Genomic DNA, 12750 nt, shown 5'->3' with positions numbered 1-12750 from the left:
GCCGTCTCCTCTCCACCCGGGGGCGCGGAGAGTCCACCCGGAGGTGCGGAGAGGATATGCCGGGCCCCGGGACGTCGCCGTCCCAGGGCCCCGCGAGTGGGATCATCGGAACCCGTACGCCCGGATGATCTCCTGGTTGATGCCGAACCCGGCGTCGGTGGCGCCGGTGGCGCGCACCGAGAGGAAGCCGCCGGGCCGCCTCGGCAGTTTCAGCGTGCTGCTCCACCAGCCGCCGTCCTTGCGCAGCGTCGCCTTCTGCCAGGTGGCGCCGTCGTCGTAGGACACCTCCAGCGTGACCGAGGTGACGGTGCCGGTGTCCGGGCCGCCGCCGGCCTGCGGGATCGGCTTCACCCGGATTCTCTGGGTGCTGCCGGCCGGGACGTCACCGTGCGGGTCGGTGTCGAGGCGGTACTCCATCTGGAGCAGTGCCATCGGCTCGAAACGGTCCGAGTCGTTGGAGCTGGAGACGAAGTCCCACTCGGTGTGGGTGCGGGTGGACAGCCGCCACTCCTCCGCCGGCCGGGAGGCGTCCAGCACCAGGCGGTACGGCAGGGTCCCGGACGGCACCTGCTTCCACTGCAACGACGACGACAGCTTGTTCTCGTGCAGCAGTGTGCCGCCCTGGTAGAGCTTGAGGTTGGTGGGCACCGAACCCCACTCCAGGTTGCCGCCGTGTTCGAGGGTGTCCCCGGACGGCGTCCAGGCCTGCACGTTGATCGTCATGTTGTCCTGGTAGCGGCTGTTCTGCACGGCGAACGTGCGGCTGAACGCGGGCCGGATCGCCGGGGCGAACCAGTTCAGGCGGGTGGCGCCCGCGGCGTACGCGTGGCGGTTGGTCGAGACCGTCCAGGTGCCCTGCGCGTGTGCCTCGGCCCATTCCTGGCCGGGGGTGACCCATTCGGTACGGGTGGACGGGTGCCACTCCCGCTCCGGGAAACCGAGCCCCGGAACGAACGTCACGTCGTACCGGCCGCCGCTGCCCTCCACCGGCTCGGTCGGGTTGTGGTAGCGCGCGTCGATCCGGGCCAGGTCGGTGGCGCGCGGGTGGTAAGTGAGCGGCCGGTTCGGCACCTTTCCGGGGTAGGTGCGGGTCAGGTCGTAGAGGTAGGACGCGTACGGCACCTGGTTGGTGGCGATGTGCCGCCGGCCCGACCTCGCCAGGTCGACGAGGCGTGCCCCGGCGTCGCGGTGCACGGTGGCGACCGGGATCGGCGAGTCACCCACCACCTCGTTGAGGATGCCCACGCCGTCGTTGACGACCAGCAGCAGTTCCGCTCCGGCGGCGACCGCGGCGGCGGCCCGGTCGACGGCGCTGATCGCGTCGCTGCGGGTCACCACGACCGCCTTGCCCTTGGCGTCCGGGTACTCGCCGGGGGTGCCGGTGCCCGCGTAGACCAGCGGCAGGATGTCGCGGCCGGCGTCGAGGGTGCTGCCCGGCTGGACCGTGACGTCCAGCGGCGGCAGGCCGAGCGCGCTCACGGTCAGCAGCGGCTCACCCTTGCGCCACCGGTGGACCATCGTGAACGTCACGTCCTCGACCTGCTCGGTCGGCGAGACGTAGACGTCGTCGTACCGGGTCGGGATCAGGAAGGCGTCCCGGAAGCTGTCGCCACCGGGGTAGGTGACCGTGTAGTCGACCTTGCGCTGCCGGTTCTCGGTGCGCTGCGGCGTGGTGGTGTCGAGCAGGCGGGCCTTGCTGGCGTCCAGCACGACCGTGGCGGACTCGCCGTCGAGCACGGTCTCCGGGTCGACCAGGACGACGTAACCGAGGGAGTCGGCCCGCTCACCCCGCCCCTCGAGGAAGGACTCGACCGTGTAGGTGCCGGGCGGCATCCGCAGCGTCTGCTCACCGGCGACGGTGAGGAAGTACGGGTAGTACTCGCCCTCCTGCTTGATCACGACGGACGAGGTGGCGGGTCTGCCGTCCCGGCCGACGAGTTTGACGGTCAGGTCGTACCGCTCGTCCTCTTTGATCAGACCCAGCGAGGTACGGGTGACGACGGCGCCCGTGGCGTCGGTGCCGACCAGGTAGCCGGTGTAGCGGCCGGTGCCGGGCTTGGTCGGGTCACCGCTGACCGGAACCGTGGCGGTGCCGCCGGCGGGCACCGCCACCGAGCCGGCGCCGAGCTCGAACGGGCCGGTGGCGGCCAGGTTCAGGGTGACGTCGGTGGTGCCCGTGTTGGTGAAGGTGACCGGCTTGGTGACCGGCGCGTCGCTCGGCTCGTGCGGCCAGTCGAAGTTGCCGAGGAACACCGAGCCGGTCGCGCGTACCTCGTCGCGGACGGCGGCGGCCACGTCGACCCGGCCGGTGCCGACCTCGTACGGCGTGTAGCCGGGCAGCCCCTTGGCGCTGCTCATCAGCGCCTCCTTGAGCTGCGGGCCGGTCCAGCCGGGGTGCCGCTGGGCCAGGATCGCGGCCGCCCCGGAGACGTGCGGGGTGGCCATCGAGGTGCCGCTGATGCTGCGGTAGAGGCCGCTTCCGCTGGTCATCTGCTGCGAGCGGGCGGCGTTGATGTTCACGCCCGGCGCGGTGATGTCCGGTTTGAGGGCGCCGCTGCGGACCAGCGGGCCGGTGCTGGAGAAGCTCGCCAGCCGGTCCTGCTTGTCGACGGCGCCGACGGTGAGCGCGCTGGCCGCCGAACTCGGGGTGCCGATGCTCTCCGGCCCACTGTTGCCGGAGGCGATCACGAACAGGGTGCCGTACTTCGCGGACAGGGTGTCGACCGCGACCGCCATCGGGTCGGTGCCGTCGGACAGCGTCGGGTCGCTGAGGCTCATGCTGACGACGTCGGCGCCCGACTCGGCGGCCCACTGCATGCCGGCGAGCACCCAGGAGTCGAGTCCGGAGCCGCTGTTGTCGAGCACCTTGCCGACGATCAGGTCGGCACCGGGCGCGACACCCCTGTCGACACCGCCGGAGGCGGCGCCGGTGCCGACGATCGTCGAGGCGACGTGGGTGCCGTGCCCGTTGACGTCGGAGGTGTCCTGCTCCGGCACGAAGCTGACCTTCTCGTCGATCTGGCCGGCGAGGTCGGGGTGGGTGGCGTCGATGCCGGTGTCGAGGACCGCCACCGTCACGCCGGCGCCGTCGTAGCCGGCCGCCCACGCCTCGGGCGCGCCGATCTGCGGGACGCTGTCCTTGAGGGTGGCGGTGACCTTCCCGTCCAGCCAGAGCTTGCCCGGCTTCTCGCCCAGGGCGGTCCAGAACGGGCGGGTCTGCTTCTTGTCCACGGTGAGCGCGGCGGCGCCGACCGCCCGCAGGTCGCGGACCAGTTTCGCGCCGCGCGGGACGGCCGGTGCGACCGAGCGGGCCGCCCCCGCCGGGGCGGTGCTGATCACCGGCACGACGGTGGTCTTCGCGTCGTCGTACCCCATCGCGAGCAGATCGGTGACGTTGAACAGGCGGCGGTCCAGCCGGTCGGCGCTGAGCAGCGGCAGCACCTCGTCGGGCAGGACGAACAGGTCGTCACCGCTGCGCTGGAGCCGGACGCCGCCGGGGGCGCCGTCGGGCCGGTCGACGTCGACGGTCCCGGCGCCGCCGTCGGAGCCGCGCACGGTGACCACGTCACCGGTGATCAGGGTGATCGTGTGGGTGGTTTCGGTGGTGGTCTTCGTCGGTGTTCGGGGGGCGGCCGCGGTCGCGGGTTCCTGCACCGCGGCGACGCCGCCGCTGAGCAGACCGGCCGCGGCGACGGCGGCCAGCAGCCGGCGCCGCATCAAGGGGGAAGACATGCAAGGAGTTCTATCGGTACGGTCGACGCCGGTGAATACCTGACGGTGGCGGAGTCACGCCAAGGCACGACTCCGCCACCGCGGCCCCCGAACCACCGGTCAGAGGCGGATCAGGCCGGCGATCAGTTCCGGGAGACCGGGCGAGCAGTAGACGTGCCCCATGCCCGGTACGACGTGCAGCTCGGCGTGCGGAATCGCGGCCGCCAGCGCCTCACCGTGGGCAAGCGGGACGACCGGATCCCGGTCGCCGTGCACGATCGTGGTCGGCGCGGTGATCGTGGACAGCGGCGTGCGCAGGTCCGGGCCGGCCATCCGGGCGATCAGCCCGTGGTGGGCGGCCGCCGACGGGTCGACGGCCCGGGCCCAGCAGCGCTCCAGCATCGCCCGGCACGCCGGCTCGTCGAAGGGGCGGACGTCGCCGTTCATCACCCGGAACAGGGCCACGTCGGCGTCCACCCCGGGCGGGTCCCCGGCCGTGTCGGCGAGGTGTTCGAGGAAGCGGTCGGCCGGTGGCGGCAGGTCGCCGGGGCGGGCGCCCATCGGGCTGGTGGACAGCAGGGTCAGCGACCGCACCCGGTCCGGCGCGTGCACGCCCAGCCACTGCGCGATCATGCCGCCCATCGACGCTCCGGCGATGTGGGCGGACGGCAGCCGGTAGGCGTCCAGGACGGCCAGCGCGTCGGCGGCCAGGTCGGACAGCCCGTACGGATGCCGGTCGACGTCGACGACACTGGAGAGCCCGGTGTCGCGATGGTCGTACCGGATCACCTGCACCCCGCGGTCGACGAGCCGGTCGACCAGCGTGTCCGGACAGCTGTAGCCCTGCGCCGACGACCCCATGATCAGCAGGACGGCGGGCCGGCCGGGGTCCCCGGTCCGTTCCGTCCACAGTCGCAGCGGCCCGGCGGTCACCATCGTCTCGGTCATGGCCGGTGACCGTAGGCGATCAGCCGATCGTCCGCCGCCGATTTCCCGGCGACGGCCGATCGCGGTCCCGCCACCCACTCACCCGGCCGGGGCGCGCAGCCAGTCGTAGATCTGCCGGAAGATCTCGGGGCCGGGCACGTGGCCGCCGGTGTACCGGTGTGCCCGCGCTCCGGGGATGCTCTCGAGCAGCCACCGCGCGTGCGGACCGCCTCCGGAGCCGCCGAACACGGCGAACCGTTCCCAGCCCTGCGCGTCGGCGAGCGGCCGCGTCGGGGGCCGGGAGCCGCCGGAAGGTCGCGTGGCGGGTCACGGGGCGGGGTGCGTGCGGTCGCGGGCTGCGCGGAGCGTACGAAAAGAGTGTTTTGGCGGTTAAGTGAAGGCACCCAGGGTGAGCGGCCCGCCGGGTTGAGGGGTATCGACAGGGGCCGTGGACCCGGGATGGTGCGGGATAGTGTTTTCGCTGCTCCCGGTAGGGGCCGTGGATCGGAACGGGGCCGGGACGGTCGAACGATCGCACCCCGGTCTGGCCATCAGGCACAACGCTGTTTGTGGGATTCCTACAAACTAAGGTGCCCGACATGCATGATCCGGCTTATGGCTCGACGGGACAGTAGCCGAGAAGGTTGAGGCGAAGGAATCTGACGGGGCTGCAGGGAGGCTCGGCAAGTGTTCAGGCGTGTCGCGATCATCAACCGTGGAGAGGCCGCGATGCGCCTCATCCACGCCGTACGGGATCTGTCCGCGGAGACCGGGACCCGGATCGAGACGGTCGCCCTCTACACCGATGAGGATCGGACCGCGACGTTCGTGCGCGCGGCCGACGTCACCTACTCGCTGGGCCCGGCGGCCGCCCGCCCGTACCTCAATCACGCTCTTCTCGAAGAGGCGCTGAGGGCGACCGGTGCGGACGCGGCCTGGGTGGGCTGGGGTTTCGTCGCGGAGGATCCGGCGTTCGCGGAGCTGTGCGACCGGATCGGGGTGACGTTCGTCGGGCCGAGCGCGGAGGCGATGCGCAAGCTCGGTGACAAGATCGGCTCGAAGCTGATCGCCGAGGAGGTCGGCGTTCCGGTCGCCCCGTGGAGCCGCGGCGAGGTCGCGACCCTGGAGGACGCGCTGCGCGCCGGGGACGAGATCGGCTACCCGCTCATGCTGAAGGCGACCGCCGGCGGCGGCGGCCGCGGCATCCGCCGGGTCGACTCGGGCGCGGACCTGACCGACGCCTACGAGCGCACCAGCCAGGAGGCGCTGCGGGCGTTCGGCTCCGGCGTCGTGTTCCTGGAGCGGCTGGTCACCGGCGCCCGGCACGTCGAGGTGCAGGTCATCGCGGACGGTCAGGGCACCGCGTGGGCGCTGGGCGTCCGCGACTGCTCGGTCCAGCGGCGCAACCAGAAGATCATCGAGGAGTCGTCCTCGGTCGTGATGGCGCCGGAGCAGGCCGCCGAGCTGAAGGCGTCCGCGGTCCGGCTGGCGCTGGCCGTGGGGTACAAGGGCGCGGGCACGGTCGAGTTCCTGTTCCACCCGGGCGAGAAGCTGTTCGCCTTCCTCGAGGTGAACACCCGCCTCCAGGTCGAGCACCCGATCACCGAGATCACCACCGGCACCGACCTGGTCAAACTCCAGCTGCACGTGGCGTCCGGCGGCCGGCTGACCGGTCCGCAGCCGCCCGAGCAGGGACACGCCGTCGAGGCGCGGCTCAACGCCGAGGACCCGGACCGCGACTTCGCGCCGTCGCCGGGCCGCATCGCCCGCCTCGAACTGCCGGCCGGCCCGGGCATCCGGGTGGACACCGGGGTCAGCGAGGGCGACAGCATTCCGGCGGCGTTCGACTCGATGATCGCCAAGATCATCGCGTACGGGCGGGACCGCGACGAGGCGCTCGGCCGCCTGCGCCGGGCGATGGCCGAGACCACCGTCATCATCGAGGGCGGGTCCACCAACAAGAGCTTCGTGCTGGACCTGCTCGACCAGCCCGAGGTGATCGACGGCTCGGCCGACACCGGCTGGATCGACCGGGTCCGCGCGCAGGGCCGGCTGGTCAGCCACCGGCACTCGGCGATCGCGCTGGCCGCCGCCGGCATCGAGGCGTACCAGGACGAGGAGGACGTCTCCCGGCAGCGGCTGCTCACCACCGCCCACGGCGGCCGTCCGCAGGTGCAGCACGACAGCGGCCGTCCCCTGGACCTGAAGCTGCGCGGCGTCGGCTACCGGGTGCAGGTGTCCCGGCTGGGCGCCAAGCGGTTCCGGGTGGGCATCTCGGCGGGCGGCGACTTCGCGTACGCCGACGTGGTCAGCGACCGCTTCGACGCGCACAGCGGGCAGATGCTGGTCAACGGCCACCGGTTCCGGCTGGTCACGGCCACGCACGGCCCGATCCACACGATCGAGGTGGACGGCGTCACGCACCGGGTCAGCCGGGACGAGGGCGGCGTGGTCCGCTCACCCGCCCCCGCCCTGGTGGTGGCCACGCCGCTGGCGGTCGGTGACGAGGTGGAGGCGGGCGCGCCGATCCTCGTGCTGGAGAGCATGAAGATGGAGAACGTGCTGCGGGCTCCCTTCAAGGCACGGGTACGCGAGTGCCCGGTGGCCGTGGGCAGCCAGGTCGAGACCGGCGCGCCGCTGATGCGCCTGGAGCCCCTGGACGACGGCGCCGCCGAGGAGGCCACCGACGCGGGCGCCGCCGTCGAGATCGAACTGCCCGCCGCGACCGGCTACTCGGTGGACCGTGGGCTGGAGGATCTGCGGGCGCTGCTGCTCGGCTACGACGTCGAGGCGGCCGCGGTCAAGGAATACCTCGCGGCGCGCGCCGACCTCAGCCACCGGCCGCTCACCGGGGAGATCGAGCTGCTCACCATCGCGGCCGATCTGCTGGAACTCAGCCGCAACAAGCCGGGCGAGGACTGGAACCCGGAGCCGGGTGACGCGGTGCACAGCCCCCGGGAGTACTTCCACACCTACCTGCAGAGCCTGGACGCCGAGCGGGCCGGGGTCAGCCAGGGCTTCCAGGACCGGCTCACCCGGGTGCTGGCGCACTACGGGGTGGACGGTCTGGAGCGTACGCCGGCCCTGGAGGACGCGGTCTTCCGGATCTTCCTGGCTCTCCAGCGGTCCGCGGCGAGCGTCGGGATCGTGACCGAGATCCTGCGCCGGTGGATCGCCGGGAACCCGCCGCAGGAGCCGCTGTTCGAGCGGTCCGGCATCGCGCTGGAGCACCTGATCGAGGCGACGCAGGTGCGCTTCCCGTCGGTGTCCGACCTGGCCCGGGGCATCGTGTTCCGGTGGTACGCGCAGCCGCTGCTCCGCCGTACCCGGGCCGAGGTCTACGCCGCGGTCCGTGCCGATCTGCGGCACCTGGACCACCACCCGGACGCCCCGGACCGGGCGGCGCGGATCCAGAGCATGGTGGCCTGTTCGGAACCGCTGGTCCGGCTGCTGGGGCAGCGGATCGGGCGGCCGGGGCGGGATCACGTTCCGCTGCTCGAGGTGTTGACGCGCCGCTACTACGACAACCGTGGACTGTCGTCCTTCGAGACGCGGTCGGTGGGGGACATCCGTTTCGTCACGACCGCGCACACCGCCGACCGGGTGACCCGGGTGGCCGCCACCGCCGTCGACATCGCCGACCTGCCGGATTCGCTCGCGGCGCTCGGGCCCATCGACGCCGACGTCGCCGACATCTACGTCGCCTGGGACTCGCAGCCCTCCGCCGAGGAGATGGCGCACCACCTCGGCTCGCTGTTCGCCGCACTGCCGGTCGCCGGGGTCCGGCGGGTCACCACCACGGTGGCCGGGACCAGCGGCGCCGTCATGCACCACCACTTCACCTTCCGTCGCGACGACTCCGGCGACTTCGTGGAGGACCGGCTCATCCGGGGCCTGCACCCGCAGATCGCCCTCCGGCTCCAGCTCGAACGGCTGCGCGAGTTCGATCTGACCAGGCTCCCGTCCACCGACGAGGAGATGTACCTGTTCAAGGCGGTCGCCAAGAGCAACCCGGCCGACGAGCGCCTGATCGCCATGTACCAGGTCCGCGACCTCACCGCGCTGCGCGAGACCGACGGCCGCCTGGTCGCGCTGCCCGCGCTGGAGCAGGGCGTCACGCTCACCCTGGACGCGATCCGCACCATTCAGGCGCAGCGTCCGCAGAACAAGCGGTTCGACACCAACCGGATCATGATGTACGTCTGGCCGGTCACCGAACTCTCGCTCGACGAGCTGAACGCGCTGGTCCAGCGGATCCTGCCGACGGCCAGCGGCGCGGGCCTGGAGGAGGTGCAGTTCATCGCCCGGCAGCGGCGCTCCAGCGGGGAACTCACCGAGGTGTCGGTGCGGATCACCCTGGAACCCGGCAACGGGGCGCAGCTGCACGTGGGCGAGCCGTCCACCGAGCCGGTGCAGCCGCTCGACGACTACCGGCAGAAGGTGCTGCGGGCGGCGCGGCGCGGGGCGGTGTACCCGTACGAGCTGACCGGACTGCTGGGCAGCTTCACCGAGTACGACCTGAACGCCGACGGCGCGCTCGAACCGGTCGACCGGCCGAAGGGCAGGAACACGGCCGCGATCGTCGCCGGTGTGGTGACCACGCCGACCGAGCGCTACCCCGAGGGCGTCACCCGCGTGGTGCTGCTCGGCGACCCGACCAAGTCGCTCGGCGCGCTGTCCGAGCCGGAATGTGCCCGGGTCATCGCCGCCCTCGACCTCGCCGAGACGATGCGGGTGCCGCTGGAGTGGTTCGCCCTGTCCGCCGGCGCCCGGATCTCGATGACCTCCGGCACCGAGAACATGGACTGGGTGGCGGCCGCGCTCAAGCGGATCGTCACGTTCACCCAGGCCGGCGGTGAGATCAACATCGTGGTGGCGGGCATCAACGTGGGCGCCCAGCCGTACTGGAACGCCGAGGCCACGATGCTCATGCACACCAAGGGCATCCTGGTGATGACGCCGGACTCGGCCATGGTGCTCACCGGCAAGCAGTCGCTGGACTTCTCCGGCGGCGTGTCGGCCGAGGACAACTTCGGCATCGGCGGCTACGACCGGGTGATGGGCCCCAACGGCCAGGCGCAGTACTGGGCGCCCAGCCTGCCGGCCGCCCGCGACGTGCTGATGGCCCACTACGACCACACGTACGTCGCGCCCGGCGAGACCGGTCCGCGCCCGGCGACCACGTCCGACCCGATCACCCGGGACGTCTCCGGCTTCCCGCACACGGTCGCCGGCAGCGACTTCACGACGGTCGGGCAGATCTTCTCGGCGGCCCACAACCCGGACCGCAAGAAGGCCTTCGACATCCGTACGGTCATGCGCGCCGTGTCCGACCAGGATCACCCGGTGCTGGAGCGCTGGGCGGGCATGGCCGACGCGGACACGTCGGTGGTGCAGGACGCGCACATCGGCGGCCGCCCGGTCTGCCTGATCGGCATCGAGTCGAAGTCGGTGGCCCGGCGTGGGTTCCCGCCCACCGACGGCCCGGACACGTACACCGCGGGCACCCTGTTCCCGCGGTCGTCGAAGAAGACCGCCCGGGCGATCAACGCCGCCTCCGGCAACCGCCCCCTGGTCGTCCTCGCGAACCTGTCCGGTTTCGACGGCTCCCCCGAGTCGATGCGCAACCTTCAGCTCGAGTACGGCGCCGAGATCGGCCGGGCCATCGTCAACTTCGAGGGCCCGATCGTCTTCACGGTCGTCTCCCGCTACCACGGCGGCGCGTTCGTGGTCTTCTCGAAGGCCCTGAACCCGAACATGACGGTGCTCGCCCTGGAGGGCTCGTTCGCCTCGGTGCTGGGTGGCGCCCCGGCCGCGGCGGTGGTCTTCTCCGGCGAGGTCAACAACCGCACCGCCAACGACCCGCGGGTCAGCTCCCTGCAGGCCCAGGTCGCCGCGGCGGGCGGCGCCGAGCGGTCCGCGCTGAACGCCCGCCTGGCCGAGGTCCAGCAGTCGGTGCGGGCCGAGAAGCTGGGTGAGGTGGCCGCCGAGTTCGACCGTGTCCACAGCATCCAGCGGGCGGTCGAGGTCGGTTCGGTCGACGCCATCGTGAGCACCGCCGAGCTGCGCCCGCGCATCATCGAGGCCATCGAGCACGGCCTCAAGGGCTGATCCCCCGCGACTCCGGCGTGGCGGTCCGCCACGCCGGAGTCAGTTCTGCAGGTAGCGGATCACGGCCAGGACCCGGCGGTGGTCGGTGTCCGACGGCGGCAGGTCGAACTTGTTGAAGATGTTCGTCACGTGCTTCTCCACCGCCCGTTCGGTGACCCGGATCGCGGCCGCGATCGCCGTGTTGGTGCGGCCCTGCGCCATCAGCGCCAGCACCTCCCGCTCGCGTGGGGTGAGTTCGGCGAGCAGGTCCCGGTGCCGGGTACGGCCGAACAGCTGGGTGACCACGTCCGGGTCGAGCGCCGTCCCGCCGGCCGCCACCCGGTGCAGCGCGTCCACGAAGTCGTCGAGCTTCGCGACCCGCTCCTTCAGCAGGTAGCCGACCCCGTCCGAGCCGCCGGCCAGCAGTTCCGCCACGAACGCCGTCTCCACGTACTGGGAGAAGATCAGCACCCCGGTGCCGGGCCATTCACGACGGAGCCGGACGGCGGCGCGCAGGCCCTCGTCGGTGTGGCTCGGCGGCATCCGGATGTCCACGATCGCCACGTCGGGCGGCCGCGCGGCGACCGCTTCGAACAGCGCCGGAACCTCCTCGACCGTGGCGAGCACCTCGTGCCCCCGAACGGTCAGCAGCTGAGCGAGGCCCTCCCGGAGGATCGCGGAGTCCTCGGCGATCACGATGCGCATGTGTTACGGCCTCTCCACCGGTGCCGGGCAGGGGATCTCGACGGTGACGGTGGTCGGCCCGCCGGCCGGACTGTCCAGCGACAGCCGTCCGTCGACGACCCGGATCCGCTCGGACAATCCGGCGAGCCCGCCGCCGGCCCGCAGGAAGGCGCCGCCGCGCCCGTCGTCGTGGACCCGCAGCCGCAGCACGTCCCCCCGAAGATCGACTCGAATCGTAACGGCGGCCGCTCCACTGTGCCGTCCCGCGTTGGTGAGCAGCTCGCACACCGTGAAGTAGGCGATGCTCTCCAGCGCCGGCGGTGGCCGCCGGGGCAGACCGGCCTCGACCGCCACCGGCACCGGACTGCCGGCCGCGACCGTGGCCAGGGCGGCTTCCAAGCCGTTGTCCAGCACCGGCGGATGGATCCCGCGGACCAGATCGCGCAGCTCGGACACCGCCGTGGCGAGCGTGTCCTGCGCGGTGTCGACCGCCTCGACGACACTCTCCGGCGGCGCGTCGGCGGCGATCAGCTCCCGCACCATCGCCAGGTGCATCCCCACCCCGATCAGCCGGGCCTGGGCCCCGTCGTGCAGGTCCCGCTCGATGCGGCGCAGGGTGACGTCGGCGTCCTTCACCGCACGGTCGCGGGACTCCCGCAGGTCGCTCATCCGCTGGCCGGCCCGGCTCGGCCCGAGCAGCCCCCGGATCAGCAGCCGCTCACCGAACAGGACCAGCCGCACCATCCACGGCGCGAGCAGGATGATGACCAGCCCGAGGACCCAGGTGACCGGCACCCACCCCTGGAAGTCGTGCTCTTGCAGGGGATAGAAGGTCAACGTGGCGAATCCGTACACATAGAAGCCGGCGCCGGCCAGCAGCGACAGCGGCGCCACCACCACCTTGGCCAGCGGGTAGGCCAGCGCCTTCCAGCCCGCCGGATCACTGAGCACGGCCCGCCGCCACCCGAACGCGCCGGGCCCGGCCGGTGACCGGACCGGCGCCGGCACCTGCTCGCCGATCAGGCGCGCGGCCAGCCCGCGCCGCCGGGCACCCAGGCCCGCCGCGGCCCGCAGCACCCCGGCCAGCAGCCACGGCCCCAGCGGAGTGATCGAGAGGATGACCCCGAACACGGTCGCATACACCAGCAGGACGGCGCTGACCACGTCGATCGGCAGCACCAGCAACAGGTAGCCCAGCTCTCGCCACGACTGCGGCTCGAGAACGGCGGTCACTTTCCTTCTCATCGCCAGCCAGCATTCCCGCCGCGCGCAACCCGGCGCCAGGGGGTTGTCCACCGACCGGACCGGCGGTTAGCCGCACCATCGGGCGCGAGCCCG

General features: G+C 72.2%; 6 protein-coding genes. 1 reads left to right on the top strand and 5 read right to left on the bottom strand.

Going from position 1 to position 12750, the window contains the following annotated elements; all coding sequences use genetic code 11:
• Positions 1-102 precede the first annotated feature (102 nt).
• The 3 genes from J5X75_RS30685 to J5X75_RS30675 all read right to left on the bottom strand — a co-directional run bounded on the left by J5X75_RS30685 (position 103) and on the right by J5X75_RS30675 (position 4887).
• Entirely contained in the window at positions 103-3732 is a 3630-nt protein-coding gene (locus tag J5X75_RS30685; protein WP_208471028.1) for a S8 family peptidase, read from the bottom strand.
• Positions 3733-3831: 99 nt separating this feature from the next.
• Positions 3832-4659, bottom strand: coding sequence for an alpha/beta fold hydrolase (locus tag J5X75_RS30680; protein WP_208471027.1), 828 nt, complete (start codon positions 4657-4659; stop codon positions 3832-3834).
• 78 nt (positions 4660-4737) lie between these two features.
• Positions 4738-4887, bottom strand: coding sequence for a hypothetical protein (locus tag J5X75_RS30675; RefSeq protein WP_208471026.1), 150 nt, complete (start codon positions 4885-4887; stop codon positions 4738-4740).
• A gap of 438 nt (positions 4888-5325) precedes the next feature.
• Here J5X75_RS30675 and J5X75_RS30670 point away from each other — a divergent pair, with 438 nt between their 5' ends.
• A complete protein-coding gene (locus J5X75_RS30670; protein WP_208471025.1) occupies positions 5326-10749 on the top strand; it encodes an ATP-binding protein in 5424 nt (1807 codons plus the stop codon).
• Positions 10750-10788: 39 nt separating this feature from the next.
• Here the strand turns inward: J5X75_RS30670 and J5X75_RS30665 are convergent, their stop codons facing one another.
• Together J5X75_RS30665 and J5X75_RS30660 are read right to left on the bottom strand one after the other, a co-directional pair.
• Positions 10789-11433 (bottom strand): response regulator transcription factor, encoded by a 645-nt coding sequence (locus J5X75_RS30665; RefSeq protein ID WP_208471024.1) that lies wholly within the window; start codon positions 11431-11433, stop codon positions 10789-10791.
• Positions 11434-11436: 3 nt separating this feature from the next.
• A complete protein-coding gene (locus tag J5X75_RS30660; RefSeq protein ID WP_208471023.1) occupies positions 11437-12645 on the bottom strand; it encodes a sensor histidine kinase in 1209 nt (402 codons plus the stop codon).
• Positions 12646-12750: the final 105 nt, after the last annotated feature.

It is taken from the genome of Actinoplanes flavus, from assembly GCF_017592555.1.
GTDB classification, from domain to species: domain Bacteria; phylum Actinomycetota; class Actinomycetes; order Mycobacteriales; family Micromonosporaceae; genus Actinoplanes; species Actinoplanes flavus.
The sequence above is the reverse complement of the archived record's forward strand: the minus strand, read 5'-3'. Positions and strand labels throughout refer to the sequence as shown.

What these genes read in the sequence shown, in the direction of transcription:
- J5X75_RS30665 (WP_208471024.1), bottom strand. Translation starts at nt 11,433, where the DNA reads ATGCGCATCGTGATCGCCGAGGACTCCGCGATCCTCCGGGAGGGCCTC.
- J5X75_RS30680 (WP_208471027.1), bottom strand. Translation starts at nt 4,659, where the DNA reads ATGACCGAGACGATGGTGACCGCCGGGCCGCTGCGACTGTGGACGGAA.
- J5X75_RS30685 (WP_208471028.1), bottom strand. Translation starts at nt 3,732, where the DNA reads ATGTCTTCCCCCTTGATGCGGCGCCGGCTGCTGGCCGCCGTCGCCGCG.